Annotated in this window: 19 protein-coding genes; 9 read left to right on the top strand and 10 right to left on the bottom strand. The window is 38.9% G+C overall.

Annotated features, from left to right (window positions below; translation table 11 throughout):
• Positions 1 to 17: 17 nt before the first annotated feature.
• The 7 genes from pafA to WBF63_RS05250 all read right to left on the bottom strand — a co-directional run bounded on the left by pafA (position 18) and on the right by WBF63_RS05250 (position 6,207).
• Complete coding sequence (gene pafA / locus WBF63_RS05280; RefSeq protein ID WP_424368655.1) at positions 18 to 1,670, bottom strand: alkaline phosphatase PafA; 1,653 nt, start codon at positions 1,668 to 1,670, stop codon at positions 18 to 20.
• An 89-nt stretch (positions 1,671 to 1,759) separates the two neighbouring features.
• A complete protein-coding gene (gene pncB, locus WBF63_RS05275) occupies positions 1,760 to 2,926 on the bottom strand; it encodes a nicotinate phosphoribosyltransferase (protein WP_424368758.1) in 1,167 nt (388 codons plus the stop codon).
• Positions 2,927 to 3,088: 162 nt separating this feature from the next.
• On the bottom strand, positions 3,089 to 3,337 hold the full coding sequence (locus WBF63_RS05270; RefSeq protein ID WP_424368654.1) for a DUF6952 family protein: 249 nt from the start codon (positions 3,335 to 3,337) through the stop codon (positions 3,089 to 3,091).
• Positions 3,318 to 3,632: a thioredoxin family protein gene (locus WBF63_RS05265; RefSeq protein WP_424368653.1), complete on the bottom strand. Its 315-nt coding sequence runs from the start codon at positions 3,630 to 3,632 to the stop codon at positions 3,318 to 3,320. The genes WBF63_RS05270 and WBF63_RS05265 overlap by 20 nt, the downstream gene beginning before the upstream one ends.
• A gap of 1 nt (position 3,633) precedes the next feature.
• Complete coding sequence (locus WBF63_RS05260) at positions 3,634 to 4,272, bottom strand: peroxiredoxin (RefSeq protein WP_424368652.1); 639 nt, start codon at positions 4,270 to 4,272, stop codon at positions 3,634 to 3,636.
• A gap of 209 nt (positions 4,273 to 4,481) precedes the next feature.
• Positions 4,482 to 5,324 carry an isoaspartyl peptidase/L-asparaginase gene (locus WBF63_RS05255; protein ID WP_424368651.1) on the bottom strand — a complete coding sequence of 281 codons (843 nt, stop codon included), beginning with the start codon at positions 5,322 to 5,324 and terminating at the stop codon, positions 4,482 to 4,484.
• A gap of 1 nt (position 5,325) precedes the next feature.
• Entirely contained in the window at positions 5,326 to 6,207 is an 882-nt protein-coding gene (locus tag WBF63_RS05250; RefSeq protein WP_424368650.1) for a cyanophycinase, read from the bottom strand.
• Between the two features lie 157 nt (positions 6,208 to 6,364).
• On the opposite strand from WBF63_RS05250, the gene cphA reads away from it, so the two are divergent.
• The 4 genes from cphA (at position 6,365) to WBF63_RS05230 (ending at position 13,377) form a co-directional block, all read left to right on the top strand.
• The gene (gene cphA / locus WBF63_RS05245; RefSeq protein WP_424368649.1) at positions 6,365 to 8,992 is read left to right on the top strand and encodes a cyanophycin synthetase; all 2,628 of its coding nucleotides are present in this window, start codon (positions 6,365 to 6,367) and stop codon (positions 8,990 to 8,992) included.
• Positions 8,993 to 9,059: 67 nt separating this feature from the next.
• On the top strand, positions 9,060 to 9,821 hold the full coding sequence (locus tag WBF63_RS05240; RefSeq protein WP_424368648.1) for a GLPGLI family protein: 762 nt from the start codon (positions 9,060 to 9,062) through the stop codon (positions 9,819 to 9,821).
• Between the two features lie 58 nt (positions 9,822 to 9,879).
• Positions 9,880 to 10,638, top strand: a complete 759-nt coding sequence (locus tag WBF63_RS05235) for a GLPGLI family protein (protein WP_424368647.1) — start codon at positions 9,880 to 9,882, stop codon at positions 10,636 to 10,638.
• 75 nt (positions 10,639 to 10,713) lie between these two features.
• A complete protein-coding gene (locus tag WBF63_RS05230; protein WP_424368646.1) occupies positions 10,714 to 13,377 on the top strand; it encodes a carboxypeptidase regulatory-like domain-containing protein in 2,664 nt (887 codons plus the stop codon).
• On the opposite strand, the gene WBF63_RS05225 is transcribed toward WBF63_RS05230, so the two are convergent.
• The 3 genes from WBF63_RS05225 to WBF63_RS05215 all read right to left on the bottom strand — a co-directional run bounded on the left by WBF63_RS05225 (position 13,374) and on the right by WBF63_RS05215 (position 15,449).
• Positions 13,374 to 13,727, bottom strand: a complete 354-nt coding sequence (locus WBF63_RS05225; RefSeq protein WP_424368645.1) for a DUF2200 domain-containing protein — start codon at positions 13,725 to 13,727, stop codon at positions 13,374 to 13,376. The genes WBF63_RS05230 and WBF63_RS05225 overlap by 4 nt on opposite strands.
• A gap of 35 nt (positions 13,728 to 13,762) precedes the next feature.
• The gene (locus WBF63_RS05220) at positions 13,763 to 14,716 is read right to left on the bottom strand and encodes an aldo/keto reductase (RefSeq protein ID WP_424368644.1); all 954 of its coding nucleotides are present in this window, start codon (positions 14,714 to 14,716) and stop codon (positions 13,763 to 13,765) included.
• 238 nt (positions 14,717 to 14,954) lie between these two features.
• The gene (locus WBF63_RS05215) at positions 14,955 to 15,449 is read right to left on the bottom strand and encodes a metallophosphoesterase family protein (RefSeq protein WP_424368643.1); all 495 of its coding nucleotides are present in this window, start codon (positions 15,447 to 15,449) and stop codon (positions 14,955 to 14,957) included.
• A gap of 38 nt (positions 15,450 to 15,487) precedes the next feature.
• On the opposite strand from WBF63_RS05215, the gene WBF63_RS05210 reads away from it, so the two are divergent.
• The 5 genes from WBF63_RS05210 (at position 15,488) to WBF63_RS05190 (ending at position 19,139) form a co-directional block, all read left to right on the top strand.
• Positions 15,488 to 15,703 (top strand): DUF2905 domain-containing protein, encoded by a 216-nt coding sequence (locus WBF63_RS05210; protein ID WP_424368642.1) that lies wholly within the window; start codon positions 15,488 to 15,490, stop codon positions 15,701 to 15,703.
• A gap of 38 nt (positions 15,704 to 15,741) precedes the next feature.
• Positions 15,742 to 16,488: a tRNA pseudouridine(38-40) synthase TruA gene (gene truA / locus WBF63_RS05205; RefSeq protein ID WP_424368641.1), complete on the top strand. Its 747-nt coding sequence runs from the start codon at positions 15,742 to 15,744 to the stop codon at positions 16,486 to 16,488.
• Positions 16,481 to 18,235, top strand: coding sequence for an ABC transporter ATP-binding protein (locus WBF63_RS05200; protein ID WP_424368640.1), 1,755 nt, complete (start codon positions 16,481 to 16,483; stop codon positions 18,233 to 18,235). Before truA ends, WBF63_RS05200 begins: the two co-directional genes overlap by 8 nt.
• 69 nt (positions 18,236 to 18,304) lie before the next feature.
• The gene (locus WBF63_RS05195; RefSeq protein WP_424368639.1) at positions 18,305 to 18,712 is read left to right on the top strand and encodes a hypothetical protein; all 408 of its coding nucleotides are present in this window, start codon (positions 18,305 to 18,307) and stop codon (positions 18,710 to 18,712) included.
• An 88-nt stretch (positions 18,713 to 18,800) separates the two neighbouring features.
• On the top strand, positions 18,801 to 19,139 hold the full coding sequence (locus tag WBF63_RS05190; protein WP_424368638.1) for a hypothetical protein: 339 nt from the start codon (positions 18,801 to 18,803) through the stop codon (positions 19,137 to 19,139).
• Positions 19,140 to 19,150: the final 11 nt, after the last annotated feature.

The following is a 19,150-nucleotide window of genomic DNA, read 5'->3' as shown; positions in this document are numbered from 1 at the left end:
TCAACTTAATGTTTCAATTATTCCAATAAATCCGTAATCGGATTTCCGATGTTTCCGTTTGGCTGTGAAATGTGCAACAAGGCCGAAAGCGTCGGTGCAATATCAGTCATAAAAGTCGGTGCATTTGTGTTTCCTGATTTTATACCCCAACCCATAAAAACCAATGGAATATGACTGTCATAAGGATTCCAGGAACCATGCGTGGTTCCGGTCGTATATCCGTATCCGTCATACCATTGCGGTTCCAAAATTACCTGAATATCCCCACTTCTTTTATAATTGTAGCCGTTAATCGCCATTTGTTTAATTTTCTCAGGAATGCTTGCCTGACTCAATTTGTCCATATCAGCCACAAACGCAACTCCCTCTTGTTTTTTGAGGAATTTAATTATCGTTGATTTGATTTTTTCGGCATCTAACTTATTCGAATCAATTAATTTATGATCCAAATGAACCTGATAATTAGAAGTAGCATACACTAGTTTTTCCACACCAAACTCAGCTTTCAACACATCATCCATTGCTTTAGATATTTCTTTTTTGGCAAAAAATCCACCGTTTCCTTTTTCATCCACAATAAATTGCGGATTATGCGCTGCACCGTGATCTGAAGAAAGGAAAACCGTATAGTTTCCTTTTCCGATTTTCTGATCAAGGAATTTGAAAAATTCCCCCAAATCCTTATCAAGTCTCAAATAAGTATCTTCAATTTTCGCGGAATTAATCCCGAACTGATGACCCACATAATCAGTTGACGAAAGACTAACCGCAAGAAAATCAGGCACATTGGCCGGATTATTCCCCATATTTTCATTGACCAAAACTTCTTTGGCAAAATTCAGTGTGATTGTATTCCCAAACGGCGTTGCCTTAATGACATCGCGACCGTTTTTGACAGAAATTTCATGCATCTTAATCGGAAAAGTCACTTTTTCACCTTCCACATAAAATCCCTCGTATGGATTATCGTCCGGCGTATGCTGAAAATAGGATTCGAGCGGATAAAGCGTATTCCATCCATCTTTCAGGTATTTGGCCGTAAGGTCTTTTTGGTTAAAGTCCTTTACGTATTTCGGCAGATCTTTCATATAAAAACTACTGGAAATCCAGTTTCCGTCTACCATCCAATAAGCTGCATCGCCAAAATGTCCGGCAGGTAAAATCGCACCGCGATCTTTCAGTGAAATTCCAATTACTTTCGATTTAAAATCCGTTGCAAGTTTGAGTTCGTCAGTTATTGTAGAAGTCAACAAATTTTTGGGCGACATTTTTCCGTCCTTGTCGTTGGGATCCAGCCCTACTCCATTCACACTGTCATCCTGCGTACAATACATACGCGTCTGATTTGCTCTGATGTAAAAATCATTTCCCGCAATTCCGTGGATGGCCGGAACGCTTCCCGTATAAACCGTGCTGTGACCGATGGCCGTAAAAGTCGGAACATAAGGAATCAAAGTGTTTTCGGCAGAAAAACCTTCGTTGAGCATACGTTTAAATCCGTCATTTCCGTATCGGTCATAAAATTTGTACAAATAATCCCAGCGCATCTGGTCAACGACGATTCCCACTACCAACTTCGGGCGTTCATTGTTGTTTTTTAATTGAGCAAAAGAAAAGCTGAACGAAAGAATCAGCAATATCAGTGTGAATTTGGAAATAAATGATTTCATTCGGATTAATTTTTCAAAATTGATTCAAAGCTATGGCTTTCGGTAAAGTTTTCAAACCGATTGCATTTAAAGTTTGGGTTAAGAATGGCTTATTCGATTTCAAGAATTTCCTTTGCCAGACGAATCATCGTCGGGTCGCCGGTGTGCTTTCCTTTTTCATCCGATAGTTTGACCACATTCGTCCAAGGGATATCGGGTTCGGCAATTGAGATAAGTTTCAGGACTATGTTCATAGGTTTCAAACCTACATCATTTGTCAGATTGGTTCCGATTCCAAATGAAACCCCGATTTTTCCAGCAGTTGCTTCCGAGATCGTTTTGACTTTTTCCAGGTTCAGTCCGTCAGAAAAAATAATGGTTTTATGCAAAGGATCAATTCCCATTTTTTCATAATGTTCAATCGTTTTCTGAGCAAATTCTACCGGATCACCGCTGTCATGTCGAACTCCGTCAAAAAGTTTTGCCAGTTTTTTATTGAATTGGGTAAAGAAAACTTCCGTTGTATAAGTATCGGTAAGCGCAATCCCCAAATCGCCGTGGTAAACATTTACCCAACGATCGAGCCCGATTCCGTTTGCTATTTTAAATCCGAACCTTGCACCGTGGTACATAAACCATTCGTGCGCATGGGTTCCGATGGGTTTCACACCTGTCGTCATCGCAAAATGAACATTGCTCGTTCCCACATAACTGCTTCCGCCAAACTTCTTCAAAGCATCCACCACCAATTCATGAACTGGGTAGGAATGTCTTCTTCTTGTCCCGAATTCAGCCACTTTCACACCCAAATCCTGATAGGATTCCGCTTTATTCTTTACCGTTTCAATTACTTTTTCATCTGCATCCCGTTTCTGATCCGTCATTTCATAATACAATTCACTAATCAATGACAAAATAGGAACCTCCCACAAAATAGTCCGGTACCAATAGCCTTGAATCTTAACCGAAACATCACTTCCATTCTGGATAATTTCCACTTCCGAAGGATCATACCGATAGCCCTGTAAAAAATCCAGATAAGCAGAATTTAAATAAGGACAAGTCACGCGCAAAAAGTCTTTTTCTTCCTTTGTCAAAGCCAGTTCAGACATTTGTTCAATCCGCTGTTTCAGCGCCTTGTCAAATCCCGGTGGAAATTTATGTTCACCACGGTTGATGAATTCATATTTGGCTTGTGTTTCCGGATAAAGTTTCACGGCCGCATACTGCATCGTGAATTTATAAAAATCATTGTCTAAAATGGATTTAAAACTCATGTCTTTTCGTTTGTTGAAATTCGAAATTCCTCTTTTCGCTTTATGAATCAAATATAGAATAATCAACTGAATTTATTGAGTTTCGCTCTGACTTCCTAAAAACAAAAACCCGGAAGCTCTCGCCCCCGGGTCAAAATCAATCAATTATGAAAAAATTATCACTTACTTGTCGATAGAACTCAACACTCGCTGCATAAATTGATTCGCAGCATCACGTTCGCTCATTCCGCCATCGATCATGGATTTCATTTCCATGGCTCCGCAGATATTGGAAATAATTTCTCCGATTGCTTCTCTCTCATCGTCCTTTACGGCAGGGGAATCGGCGTAGATTTCCAAAACTTCCAAAGCATTTTCCATGGCTTCAGCAGAAGCTGTCTTTGCTAAATTTTTATAAACCGGCAATTTCATCTGTAATCGCTTTTAAATGTTCTTCTTTTGATGTAACTACTTGGTTCACAAACTTTCCGTCTTTGTAAATAGCAAAAGTTGGTAAGTTGGTAACCTCCGCCATTTTACGGCTTTCCGGGAATTTTTCAGCATCTACATAGATGAACTGGATTTCCGGATTTGACTCCGCCAAACGTTTTACTTTTGGCTTCAGCAGGCGACAATTTCCGCACCATGCTGCCCCGAACTGAACCAAAGTCTTTGGATTTTCGTTCAGAATTTCGGGTAATTTATCTTCATTAATTTCTACAAACATCTTAATTCAAATTTACGTTGGTTGACAAATATTCGGCTACGCCATCTTTTGTAGCATTCATCGCTGCTTTTCCTTCTTCCCAGTTTGCCGGACATACCTCACCGAATTTTTCAACGTGAAGTATCGCATCTAACAAGCGAATATATTCGTCGATGTTTCTTCCCAAAGGCAAATCGTTAATGGTTTCGTGGCGAACCACACCGTTTTTGTCAATGATAAAAGTTCCTCTGTACGCAACCGGAAGTCCTTCGAAAACAATTCTTTCGGTTTCATAATCCGTTACATATTCGCCTGCTAAAACACCATAATCCATAGAAATGGTCTTCGCTAAATCGGCAACTACCGGGTACTTAACTCCTTGAATTCCACCATTGTCTTTATCAGTGCTCAACCATGCAAGGTGCGTTTCTTCTGAATCCGTAGAAACGGCAACAACTACTGCATCTCTCTTTTCAAATTCAGCTAATTTTTCCTGAAATGCGTGCAATTCAGTTGGACAAACAAATGTGAAATCTTTTGGATAAAAGAATAAAACGATATTTTTTTCGCCGATTGGCAATGTGAAGTCTGATACTATTTCTTCTCCGTCCAAAACCGCCGGAGCTACAAATTGTGGGGCTTTTTTTCCTACTAATGACATAATCTTTACAATTTTAAATTTTACACTGCAAAAATACCCTGAGATTAAGTCATTCGGAATGATTAATCATAGCTAAACCCTATGATGGAATTTATTGTTTTTATCAAATATTTTTCTGACTGATTGTCAAAGGATTAGAAAATCATAAAAATCGCATTATGACATCAATCATAGATGAGAAGCGGATTTGAAGCTTTTAAGTGTTTGAATTAATCAAAAATTTCAAATTCCTTTCCGTCAAAAGAAGCAAAAACCATCATTGGATGAGAATCCTGATGGAAAACATTACCTGATTTATCAATCGCAATTGCACCTGCAAATCCATCAAACGGCTTCAATTCATCAAAAGTTTTTTCAAATGCTTTGTCAATCGAAAAACCATCCGTCAGACGTGTGACGATTTTTGCTGCAACCGCTCCACTGACAATATCTTCACCAACTCCAGTACAACTTACTGCACAATCTTGGTTTGCATAGTTTCCGGCAACGGTTGCCGAATCAGAAATCCTACCCGGAATTTCAAATCCTTTTCCGCCGGTTGATGTTGCAACTGCAAGCTTTCCCTCTGCATCCAAAGCCACACATCCTACGGTTCCAGTTCCTGTGGACTCTTTTTTGGCTAAATATTCCTCACGTCTTTGAGGGATTTCAGTTGAAAATTCTTCAAATCCATTTTGTCGGGCAAAATTCGTCGCTCCTTCTCCACCCAAAACTTTGTCTTCAAAATCCAACAATTTTTCGGCTACCTGAATCGGATTTTTTACGTCTTCAATATTGATAACGCCGCTCATTTTTTGAGTTGTTCCATCCATCAATGAGGCACTCATTCTGATTTTTCCATCGCTTTGGATCTGCGAACCAATTCCGGCATTGAAAAGCTCATCGTCTTCCAAGAGCGAAACCGTATAAACTACCGTTTCGAGCGCAGAATGGTTTTGAAGGAACTTAAATCCCTTTCGGGCGATTTCCATCAACGCATTTTGTTTGGCAATTTTGGTTTCCGAATTGGTATGGGATTCCGAAAAAAATCCGCCGTGAATGATAATCTTCATTTTAAACTGTTTCTTTTATGGTCTCACCCCCGATTACAAGTTCACCCGAAGTCAAATCATAGGTATCATTCTGACTCATCACGTGTACCACGAGATTGCTGATGGAAATGGGTTCTCCCAAAGAAACATCGGTCAGATTTGTATTTTTAATTTGTTGTCCATCGACCAAAATCACAAGTCCCGAACCGATGGCTTCCATTTTGGTTCCTTCCTTGATCAAAAGTCCCGTATCTTCCCCCAAACCGATTCCCAAAACCATTGGATTGCTTACAACCGCTTGAAAGAGTCGCCCGATCCGGCCGCGTTTTACGAAATGCGTATCTACAATTACGTCGTCCACAAATCCAAGTCCACTGGTGATTTTAATTTCGCCTTTGAGCAAAGCCTCTTTACTTGCGCCCTGATAAATCATACTTTGAGAAGCAGCAGCTGCACCGGCAGATGTTCCGGCGTAAATAAATTCCTCATTTCTGTATTTTTCAAGAAGAATTTTATGAAATCTTGTTCCGCCGAGAATGGACGTAAGCCGCAATTGGTCACCGCCCGTAAACATTACAACATCGGCTTCTTCAATTCTCTTTAAAATACTTGCTTCAACCGCTTCTTCACGTTTCTGAATGTGCATCACATCCACGTTTGTAGCACCGAGGTAATTGAAAGCTTTTATATATTCTGCACCTACTTCCAATGGAATTGTAGATGCTGTGGTAATCACTTCTATTCGAGATTCTTTGCCATTTTTGGATTCATTGATCATCCTTTTCAAAATTCCTTTTTCAAAGAAATTGAGATTATTGGCTACGTTTTCATCAAAGCTAACTTCTGTAAAACTGCCTTTATCGACAGCTCCGCCTATGATGATTAGTTTTCCTTTAATATTCATTTGGCAAATCTAAATATATTTTTAAATAATAATTTACATTATATTAAAACGAAATAATAACAATTTTTCAAGATTTTAAAAGGAAAAGTGAAATAATTCAAAAAAAGAATTAATTTTAGCTGAACACATTAACAGGACAACTTAAATAATTTATTTTATGAAGATTTTGAAAATTCAGGCCTTGCGAGGACCCAATATCTGGAGCGTTCGTAGAAAAAAACTGATTCAAATGCGGCTGGATCTTGAAGAAATGGAAGAAAGGCCCACAAACAAAATAGACGGTTTTCGGGAACGACTCGAAGCCCTTATTCCAAGTCTGATTGAACATCGTTGCTCTGAAGGAGTTCGGGGTGGATTTTTTATGCGCGTGGACGAAGGAACCTGGATGGGACACGTCATTGAACATATTGCACTTGAAATTCAGACACTCGCCGGAATGGATACCGGTTTTGGGCGCACGCGCGTCACCAAGGAGCCGGGCGTTTACAATGTTGTTTTCAGTTATTTAGAAGAAAACGTCGGATTATTTGCGGCTGAATCTTCTGTAAGAATTGCACAAGCACTGATTGACGGAGTGGATTATGATTTAGAAGCCGATATACAGCGAATGAAAGAAATCCGCGAGCGGGTTCGTTTGGGACCGAGTACCGGAAGCATCGTCGAAGAGGCCGTGGCAAGAGATATTCCATGGATTCGTTTAGGTACTAATTCTTTGGTTCAATTGGGATACGGCGTAAATCAAATGCGTTTTCAGGCAACTATCACTTGTAATACCAGCAATATCGCAGTAGATATAGCATGTGACAAGGAAGACACAAAGCGGATGCTTGAAAACTCATCTGTTCCGGTGGCAAGAGGTTCGATTTGCGTGGATGAAGAAGATTTAATGGATACCATAGACAAAATCGGATTCCCGATTGTAATCAAACCTCTGGGTGGAAATCATGGAAAAGGAGCATCTATTAATGTAAAAACAACCGAAGAAGCCAAAGCCGGACTGGAACATGCACAGAAATATGGCCGACGGGTAATTGTAGAAAAATTCATTACCGGTCATGATTTCCGGATTTTAGTTATCAATCACAAAATGGTTGCGGCAGCGCAACGTGTTCCGGCGCATGTAGTCGGCGATGGTGAACATACCATCAGGGAATTAATTGAGATTGAAAATCAAGATCCAAGACGCGGATACGGTCATGAAAACGTATTGACCGAAATTGATATTGACCGCGACTCCTTAGATTTATTGGATAAATTAGGTTATACAGAAGATTCAGTTCCAAATAAAGGCGAAATCGTTTATCTGAAATCAACTGCTAATTTGAGTACCGGAGGAACTTCTGTAGATGTAACCGATATGGTGCATCCTGAAAATATATTTTTAGCAGAGCGAATTTCACGCATCATCGGACTTGATATTTGTGGAATCGACATTATGGCTGAAAATCTCACACAGCCTCTGCAGGAAAACGGTGGCGTTATTCTCGAAGTAAATGCCGCACCGGGGTTCCGTATGCACTTGGCGCCCTCAGAAGGCTTGCCGAGAAACGTTGCCGCGCCGGTAATCGATATGCTTTATCCGCCGGGAAAACCAAGTCGTATTCCAATTATTGCCGTGACGGGAACGAACGGAAAAACCACCACTACCCGACTCATTGCACACATGGTCAAAAACAAAGGTTATCGGGTAGGGTTTACCACTTCGGACGGAATTTATATTCAAAATCATTTATTGGAAAAAGGCGATACAACCGGACCTTACAGTGCAGAATATATTTTAAAAGATCCAACAGTAGAATTTGCCGTTCTGGAAACCGCTCGCGGTGGAATTCTCCGTGCAGGACTTGGTTTCAGCCGATGTGACATCGCAGTGGTTACCAATATCCAAGAAGATCATTTGGGACTGAGCGATATTCATACATTGGAAGACCTTGCAAGGGTGAAAAGTGTGGTAGTAAGAAGTGTTAAAAACGACGGCTGGGCAATTCTGAATGCCGATGACGAATATTGCCGAAAAATCGCCAAAGAACTGGACTGTAATATTGCTTATTTCAGTCTGGATGAAAATCAGCCACATATAAAATCACTTTCCAAAGCCGGAAATATTGTGGCAGTTTATGAAAACGGATATGTTACCATCAAAAAAGGCGATTGGAAAATCAGAATTGAGAAAGTTACACAAATCCCGCTTACAGTAGGCGGGAAAGCCAAATTCATGATTGCCAACGCTCTGGCAGCTACTTTGGCTGGATATTTATCGGGATTCCACTCAGAGGATTTGAGTTTGTCTTTGCAAACTTTCATACCGAGTGCTGCTCAAACGCCGGGGCGTCTCAATATTTTCAATTTCAAAAACTTCCAGGTGATGATCGACTTTGCACACAATCCGCAGGGTTATCTTGCCATCGAAGATTTTCTTAGCAATATAGATTCACCGCATAAAATCGGAATTATAGCCGGTGTAGGTGACCGACGTGATGAAGACATCAAAGAATGTGGGAAAATTGCCGGACGTATGTTTGATCACATAATCATTCGTCAGGAAAAACATCTTCGCGGACGTACAGAAGACGAAATCATCGGTTTGATTCTCGAAGGAATCCAGGAGTCCAATAAAGACATTACCTATGAAATCATTCCAAAGGAAATAGAAGCCATCAAACACGCCATCAACAATGCCAAAGAAGGAACATTCATTACAGCTTTGAGCGATGTGGTAACCAATGCGATTGAGATTGTTCAGACTTATTTAGACAAAGAAAATGAAAGTATAATTGCAAATTAATATCAACCCACAAGTCTTTGATTTGTGGGTTTTTAAACTAACTAACTTAAATAAAAATTTTAACCTAATGAAACTTCTTTTTACCGTTTTATTCTCAATTATTTTGGGTATAAATACTTTTGCACAAGATCTGATTTCTGTGACTTATGAAGGTTATGTAAAGTCAGAACCTTATCGGGAACGCTATAAAAATAATCCTCAGAAATTAGCAGAAATGGAAAGAGAATTTGAGGCTGCTTCAAAAATCCCTTCCATTCATATTTTGACAATGAATAAAGAAGAGGCTTCTTTCGTACTCGAAGAAAGGATTATGAATGAACAACCATCGGAAGGCCTTAGTGTAAAGGTAAGATTTACAGCTTCCAATGATATATACGTTAATCTGAAAGAGGAATATGTTTTAGGCGAACATCAATTGGGAAATAAAACTTACACCATCAAAGAACCGCTCAAACCAATAGACTGGAAAATCACAAGTGAAAAGAAGGTAATTTTAGGTATGGAGGTCAGAAAGGCAACAGCAGTTTATGACAGTATTACAAAAGCTGAAGCTTGGTATGCGCCAAAAATTTCATACAAAACCGGACCAAGTGATTATTGGGGTTTACCGGGATTGATTCTGGAATTGAACTCAAATACAAAGTACGAGAACGGTGTAAACGTGGAGGTTCGTTATATCGCAACCCAAATTGACACTAATCCCAAATCTGCCAAAATCAAAAAAATTGAAAAACATCAGCTAATCACACAGGAAGAATATGATAGAATGCTTGATGAAATGCAGAAAGCATATCAGGAAATGCACAGCGAAGGCATTGGTAAAGATTAATTCACTAAATCTTCCTATTTTTAGTTTTCAAATTAATCAAAATCCTAAAATCAATTCAATGAAAAAAATCTTTTTAATTCTATTCACAGCCGGAATTTTCCTAAATGCTCAGGACAAACTTATCGTTGAATACGAATCATTTACCAAAATGGATATGGAAAATCTTTTGAACGGATCGGAAATCAGCGTTTCGGATAGAGAAATACAAGATGCCTTGAAGAAAGCAATGGAAACGCCATCCTATTATCAGCTTATTATGACGCCCGATGAATCCTTATATGAATACCAGGAAAGAATCAACAACCAGCAAAAAGAAGAGGGATCAAGGGTTTCCATAAGTTTTGGCCAACGAGGCAAACTTTACAAAAATTTAAAAGAAAACTTAGTTTTGCGAGAAGCCAATTCTTGGAATGTGGATTATCTCATTCAGGATTCTGTAAAAACGTATGACTGGAAAATCACCCGTGAATCACAAGATATTTTGGGATACGAGACACGTAAAGCAACTGCAGAAATAGATAGTATTACGAATTTAGTAGCTTGGTATGCACCTCGATTAAGTTTCAAAAGCGGACCTGATGTCTATGGTGGATTACCGGGTTTAATCTTAAAATTAGAAAAAATCTCCAAAACCAAAACTGGCGGAGAACAAACCCAAACCACTACCGCTATTTCCATCCAAACCGGAAATGAGAAAACAAAAATAACCCGTCCCAAAAAAGGAAAACTTGTAAATCAGAAAGAATTCAAAGAAGAAAGCGAAAAACAAATGCAAAGAATGAAAGAAATGTATGACGGTGGAATTGATAAAGATTAGAAATTAAAATACTTTCTGATGACAGTTTTGTAACATTTCAGCTTCTTTTCTTACTAATCAATCAAATCTTAATGAATGAAAAAGTTTCTGCTTTTTACTTTAGCCATTTTTATATTTCAACTTTCATCTGCGCAGGAAACCTGTAAACTTCGTGGCGAAATCCGCGACAGCATCGGCCTGCCGGTTTTTGATGCTTCGGTTTCGGCTTTCAATTCCAAAAATGAAGGTGTTGCTTTTACATTTACTGATACCGAAGGTGGGTTTGTGCTGGAACTTCCTTGCGGAGAAACCTATGATGTAGAAGCAGAACACATTGATTTTGAATCCTATGCGCAAAACATAAATATGGATCGTTCCAAGTCGGTAAATTTCCGAATGAAAAGAGCCGCTATTTCTTTGCAGGAAGCCGTAATACGTGCCAAACAACCTATTACCGTCAAAGGCGACACTATCGAATACGATGCGGATTCTTTCCGAACGGCTGCCGATGAAAACTTGGAAGATTTGCTCAAAAAACTACCGGGACTTCAGGTGGAGAACGGAAAAGTTTATTACGAAGGAAAAGAAATCACAACCATCAAAGTCGGAAACCGTGAAGTGCTTGGCGGAAACACCAAATTACTTACCAAAAACCTTCCGGCAGATGCCATCGACAAAATACAGCTGAACAAAAAATTCAAAGCCAATCCTTTTGCAAATTCTTTGTCAGACGATGAAGAAGCGATGCTCAACATCGAACTGAAAGAAGATAAAAAAAGTTTGATTTTTGGGAATGCCACTCTGGGCGGTGATGCGCATGAACATTCAGATGTCCAAACCAAAATGTTTTACTTCAGTCCCAAAACCGACGGAACTTTTATCGCTGATTACAATACGTTTGGCAAGGAGGTTTTCACTTATGAAGATTATTTCGCATTTCTGGGTGGAATGTCTGAACTTATGGAAGAAGGAAGTAGCTTCTCGCTGAGACAAGAACAAAACAGAATTTCTCTTGGTACTGCACAAGATGCAGCCGATATGAATGCTTTTCTGAGCGCTCTGCATTTTGGTTATGAACCCAGCAAAAAACTTTACACAAATGGTTTTGTGCTTTTCAATAATCACAATCTGAATTTCAGATCTACGCAAGAAAGAATTGGTGCCGGAATGAATTATCGGGACGAACAAATGAATGATCAGCATCTTCTTTCTACATTGGGAAGGCTGCGTCTGGATTACACGCCCGACAGTAAATCTCAGATTAAATACCGTGTGAATTTTAATTATCTGGAAAATGAAGACGAACAATTTGCCGATACACATCTGAATGAAATTTCCACCGGTTCCAGAAATAACCTGAATGAAAAAACAAGTTTCAGTTTGCGCCAAAACCTTTCTTACATCAGAAAAGTCGGGCGCGATCACAATGTCGGGGTTTATGTCCGCCATCAGATCTCCAACGACCAACCTGATTTGTACATCAATTCCGATATGATTCCTTTGATCATTGACAGTGTAAATTTCTTCAATTTGCGTCAAAACAAAGAAATGAATACCCAAAATCTTCAGGTTTACGGAATTTATAACCATTTGTTAACCAACACCAGCAATCTGCGTTTGAAAGCGGGATCCAACTTCAGCTGGCAGAAACTTGAAAGCAATATTTATGAAAATAATTCGTTGGTAAACCGTGAATTCTTTCAATCCGATTCCGATTTTAATTTTACCGAATTATATGCCGATTTAACTTACACCAAAAAATTTGGTCCGCTGAAAATTGATGTCGGCGCCGGCGTTCATAATTTCAGAGAAAAAACAAATCTAATCGTTGGTCAGCAGGAATTAAATTTTACCAAAATTTTACCACATCTAAATGCCGAATTAAACTTGAGAAATACCCATAATTTCAATCTGAGTTATCTGCAGGAATATAAACTTCCTAATCTGACAGATTTATCAAACGGATATGATGTTCAGAATTATTTCTCGGTTTTCAAAGGATTTCTCGGACTTAGAGAATCGCTGTATCATACTGCCACATTGCGATACGGATATTTCAATTCGTTCAATTTCCTGAATTTTTATATCGGCGCAACTTACAACCGAAGCATTGACAATATTCAGAATACATCGAACTTAGGTGCATTTCCACAAATCAACTCGCTGATAAATAATCCCGAAGATGATCAAACGCTGAGTGTTTATTTTGGCGGGAGTAAAAGATTTTCAAGAATTTACTCCTTGTTTGCAAACGGAAACATCAGTTATTCCGATTATTTTACCCGAATTAATTTATTGGATCAAAACAATGATCTGATTTCAAATTTGGTCAATAATTCTACGCTAATTCAAAACTATACTTTGACCAATAAATTTAAAATCAAGAAAAAAGTTGAACTTGATTTGGGATTGAATTATATGCACAGCGATTTTAAATCATTGACAGAAAACGACTTCACTACTTGGCGTCCGTTTGGAAGATTTGCTTGGTCGATTTCAGATAAATTCCTTTTCCAATCAGATTATTCGTACAGAATTCAATATCAGAACGATGATTTGATCAACGAAAATCAATCCTTAAATGCTTCTTTGAGGTTTCATCTCGCCAAAAGCACGTATCTGACTTTGATTGGCGGAAATTTATTGGGCAATGAAACCATCGTCACTTCCAGTTTTGATGCGGTAAACAACCAAACAATCATCAATACAAAAGAAGTCCTGGGAAGATATTTTCTGGTACAGTTAAGATATAAATTCTAATCTCTCAGAATTTTTTCCATCTTTTTTCCTTTGGCAAGTTCGTCAATGAGTTTGTCCAGGTATCGTATTTTTTGCATTGGCTGCTCCTCAATATCCTCTACCCGATAGCCACAGATGACTCCTGTAATTTTCGAAGCATTCGGGTTAAGTTGTGGCGCTTCGGCAAAGAAAGTTTCTAAATTTGTTTTTTCGTCGAGTATTCTCTGTAAATCTTTTTCGTCATATCCGGTCAGCCAGAAAATGATTTCATCAACTTCTGCTTTGGTTTTTCCCTTCTTTTCTGCTTTTGTTATATAATGTGGATAGACGCTCGCAAAAGACATTTTATAAACACGTGAATAATCTTTCATTTTATCTTCAGTTATTCGATAATTCAACAATAATTTTAATATTCACTCGCCTGATCCAATTGCAGCAATGCCGCTGAGCTCAATTCCAGCAATGGTGCTTGTTTGATGGATTCCAACTGATTCAGACTGGTAGCGCTCACAATCGGTGTAGTGATGGAAGGTCGGTGCAACAACCACGCAAGCGCAACAACGGCCGATGTGGTTTTGTATTCGTGGGAAATTTCATCCAGCGCATTCAGAATTTTCAGACCTCGTTCGTCCAAATATTTCTGTACATCTTTCCCACGCTGACTTTGCACTAAATCATCATCTTTTCTGTATTTCCCGGTCAGGAATCCACTTGCAAGCGAATAATAATTCATCACACCAAGTCCGTTTTTTAAGACAATCGGTTCATATAGAGTTTCATAATTTTTCCGTTCGTACAAATTGTATTCAGGCTGTAAAGTCTGGTATTTCGGAAGATTGTACTTTTCAGCAGCTTCCAGTGATTGCAAAAGTCTTCCCGGAGTAATGTTGGAAGCGCCAATCCAACGAATTTTCCCTTCTTTGATCAGATCTTCATAAGCCGATAATGTTTCCTCAACCGGCGTAATTCCATCGTCATAATGGGTTTGGTACAAATCAATGTAATCTGTCTGCAGCCGCATCAGCGAATTGTCAACTTCCTGCTTGATATGTTTCTTTGTGGTATTGGGCTTATCGGCCGACTTCCCTCTTCCGCCTACTTTTGTTGCTATGACAACTTTGTCACGGATTCGCCTTTGTTTCAGCCAGTTTCCGATGATTCGCTCCGATTCACCGCCATCATTACCTTTTACCCAATACGAATAATTATTGGCCGTGTCAATCAGGTTAAATCCTGCGTCCACAAAGGCATCGATGATTTCAAATGATTTTTCCTGGTCAATCGTCCAACCAAAAACATTTCCGCCAAAAGCAATCGGCGAAACCTCCATATCTGTATTTCCTAATTTTCTCTTCTGCATTTTCGGATTTTTCATGGATAAATTTACAAAAAGAACCGAAGGAATTTAAACTCTCGCAAAGCTTTATCAAAACTTTTTGAATTAAAAAATCCTTCCCAGGGTTAAGAGGAAGGATTTAGGCTTGAAAAATATAGAGTAATTGAGATTGGTTCAATTTTACAAGACAAACTTATTGAATCACTTAATTCAAATCAACAGGAAAAACCCTGTATTTTTAAAAGAAAAACCCCTTTAAATATCAGATTCTTTTTCCCAGCTCTATAACTTCAGGGTTTTCAATTTTACCTGAATTTATTTCAAACCTCAACATTGTTCTTACCTGATGAAATCCATAAATCCCGCAAGCACCGGGATTCATGTGAAGTAAATTCAGTTTTTTGTCGGGCATTACTTTTAAAATATGCGAATGCCCACAGATGAAAAGTTTAGGCGGATTCTTGTAAATTTCTTCCCGAATCGCCGGACTGTATTTCCCCGGATATCCGCCTATATGCGTCATCCAAACGTCCAGACTTTCAATCTCAAAACGATGATGAAGCGGAAATTCTTTGCGTATTTCTGCATTATCGATGTTTCCATAAACAGCTCGTAACCTGCTGACTTTTGAGATTTCGTCTGTAACTTTCAAATCACCAATATCGCCTGCGTGCCAGACTTCATCAGCTTTTGAAGCGTAATCCAGAATACGTTCGTCCACATATCCGTGGGTGTCTGAAAGCAAAAGTATTTTCAATTTTAAGCTAAATTTGTATTGCAAACTTAATTCTAAATATGGGAAAAACCTTTATCATCATTGGTGTAATCATCGTCATCATCGGACTTTTATTACAGTTCACAAGTTTCAGTTTTAATTGGTTTGGCCGGTTACCGGGCGACATCCGAATTGAAAAACCCGGCTATTCCTTTTATTTCCCCATTACTTCCATGATTTTAATTTCAGTTGTTGCTTCCATTCTGCTGTGGATTTTCAGAAAGATTAATTTATAAAACTTATAATTCCTAATTTTGCCAACCAGATCAAGAAAGTGCGTTATTTTTTAGAATTGGCATACAACGGGAAAGATTATTTTGGCTGGCAACGACAGCCCAAACAGATTTCTGTACAGGAAGTTTTGGAAAAAGCACTCTCTACCCTGCTCCGGCAGCCAATAGAAATTACAGGCGCAGGACGAACTGACACAGGCGTACACGCCCAGAAAATGTTTGCCCATTTTGATTTCGAAGAAATTCTTCCTCAAGATCTCGTTCATCGGCTGAATTCTTTTTTGCCCAAAAACATTGTCATCTACAAGATCCACGAAATGAAAAGCGATGCGCATGCGAGATTTGACGCGACCGACCGAACTTATCACTATTTCGTACAGCAGGGAAAAGATGCTTTCAATTATGATTTTGTCTGGCAGATCCATTTTCAACTTGACATTGAAAAAATGAACAGAGCGGCCACAATGCTTCTCGGAAAAAAAGATTTCAGCAGTTTTGCCAAATTACACACCGATGTGAAAACACATATTTGTGAAGTAAAATTTGCAGAATGGACGCAAAACAAAAATGAATTAAAGTTCACCATTACCGCCGACCGCTTCCTGCGAAATATGGTTCGGGCAATAGTGGGAACGCTTGTAGATGTAGGAAAAGGAAAAATAAGTTTAGAAGAATTTAACAAGATCATTGCCCAAAAAGACCGTAGCTTTGCAAGTGGTTCGGCACCGGCGCAGGGTTTGTACCTTGCAGATGTTGTTTATCCCAAATCGATTTTCATCAATGAGTGAATCCAATAAATTCGATTTCAGTGGTTTAAAGCGTGTTGTCAAAATTGGCATGAGTTACCGTTTACTTTTTGTTTCGGTTGTTCTTTTTGCCATTTTGAGCGCGGTCGTATCCACTTATCGGCCTTATCTGATGAAGGATGCAATTGACTTGTACATTCTCAACAAAGATGTTCAGGGACTTTTGTATTTCATCATCTTGATTGGAGCGGTTTTACTGTTTGAAGTTTTTTTGAGTTTCTTCGTTATTTTTCTGGCCAATAAAATCGCACAACGTGTCATTCGGTACCTTCGTGTAAGATTATTCAATCACATCATAAAATTCAGACTCGCTTATTTTGACCGCACGCCAAACGGTGTTCTAGTTACGAGATCTGTTTCGGATATCGAAACCATTGCTGAAATTTTCAACAACGGAATCCTTACGTTGATGGTCGATACATTGCGTATCATATTCATCATCAGTATTATGTATTATATGAACTGGATGGTGGCTTCGATTGTGATAGTCATTCTTCCGCTGATGATTATCATCACAAATCTTTTCCAGAAAGCCCTGAAAAAAGTATATCAGGCCGAAAGAAATGTGACAGCAAGAATGAATACCTACGTTCAGGAACGTCTGAGCGGAATGTCGATCGTTCAACTTTTTAACCGTCAGGAAAGAGAATTTGAAGGATTTAAATCCATCAACAAAGAACTGAGAACGGCATTTTTAAAAACCAATTTGTATTTTGCTTTGCTTTTTCCAGTTGTGGATGTAGTTTCGGCTCTTGCCATCGGACTTTTACTATGGTTTGGCGGATTGCGAACAGCTGTTCACGGAGACGTTTCGGTTGGGGAAGTAATTGCTTTTATTTCATATATAACGATGCTGACGCAACCGATGAGACAAATTGCGGATCGATTTAATTCGATCCAGCGCGGATTAATTGGTGCCGATCGTGTATTTAAAATTTTGGATGACGATGAAACGCTTCCCAACAACGGAAAAGAAATTCTGACAAACGTAAAAGGAGAAATCGAATTTGAGAATGTTTATTTTTCTTATATCCAGGACAATCCGGTGCTGAAAGGAATTTCATTCCACACAAAACCTGGACAAACCATTGCTATCGTGGGTGCAACAGGCGCCGGAAAATCTACGATTATCAATCTTTTGAGCCGATTCTACGACATTGATTCGGGCGACATAAAAATCGACGGAAAAAGCATTTATGAAGTTGAATTAAGCAATCTGCGAAGTCATATCGCCGTTGTTTTGCAAGATGTTTTCCTGTTTAATACCAATATCTACGAAAACATAATTCTGGGTAACATCGAAATAAGTTTGGAACAAGTTCAAACAGCCGCAAAGGAAATCGGAATCCATGATTTTATTATGAACCTTCCCAACGGTTATCATTCTGAAGTGAGCGAGCGTGGCGCTAGTCTTTCGGTCGGTCAGCGGCAATTAATTTCGTTTTTACGCGCTTATGTTTACAATCCCGAAATTCTGGTTCTGGACGAAGCTACTTCTTCCATTGATACAGAATCGGAAACCATGATTCAAAATGCAACCGAAAAACTAACCAAAGGAAGAACTTCTGTCGTGATTGCCCATCGTTTGGCAACCATTCAGCAAGCCGATCAGATATTGGTAATGGACTCAGGCAAAATTGTGGAAAGAGGAACGCATCGGGAACTTTTGGAAAAAGGCGGCTATTACCAAAAATTGTATGATGTTCAATTTCAATCAAATGAATATTAGGCAATAACTTAGCAATCGTTAAGATTATTTTTTTAAATTTGATATAATTAAACCGTAAAAAATTATAAAATGAAAAAACTTTTTTTGGCAATTACCGTAATCGGATTAGTAACTGTAACTTCATGTAAAAAAGAAGAAGCAAAAGTCGAGGATGCAACTGAACAGGCAACAGAAGATGCAACTGCTACAGCTGAAGACGCTGCTGAAGTTGTTGACAATGCTGCAGCTGCTGTTGCAGACGTTCCTCAGTTCAGCAGTCCTGAAATTCAGAAATTTGCTGAAGAATATGCTGCTTATTTCAACGAAGTTTCAGCTGCTGCCAAGTCTGGTGATGCCGCAAAAATCCAGGAATTATCTGCAAAAAGTGTAGAATGGACTAAAAAAGCGTCTGAATGGACTCAAAAAATGACTGCTGATGATGCTCAGAAATGGGTTGAGTGGTCACAAAAAATCGCTCAGGCTGCTTCAGGACAATAATTCCAAGCATTAAGATTTTTTACCGATCCCGCTTTTCAGCGGGATTTTTTGTTGGAATAAATTTATATATTTGGTTAAATCCTCGTGTATGAAAACTTACATTCTCCTTCTTCTCTTCACTGTTTCTTTTGTTCAGTGCAGTACGCAGAGATTTACCGCTGAAGAAAAAGCATTGATGGAAAAATACCAGATGCCGGAATTCAGTACACGCGAAATCAACAAGTTTGCGTTAGAATATCTTCAACATTTTGATAAATCCATAAGTGCTGCCGAAAAAGGAGATGATCTCACGCTTAAAATTCTCTTAGGTCAGACACCACAAATGGCCAGAAAAGCCGTTCGCTTTGCGCACAAAATGACAGCCGAAGACACGATAAAATGGATAGAATGGATTGGTCATATTGCCAATACGCGTTTTGATGATTAATTTTCACTAAT

It is taken from the genome of Moheibacter sp. (assembly GCF_049672845.1).
In the GTDB taxonomy this organism is placed as follows: Bacteria; Bacteroidota; Bacteroidia; order Flavobacteriales; family Weeksellaceae; genus Moheibacter.
This window is presented reverse-complemented; position numbering and strand designations above follow the sequence as displayed.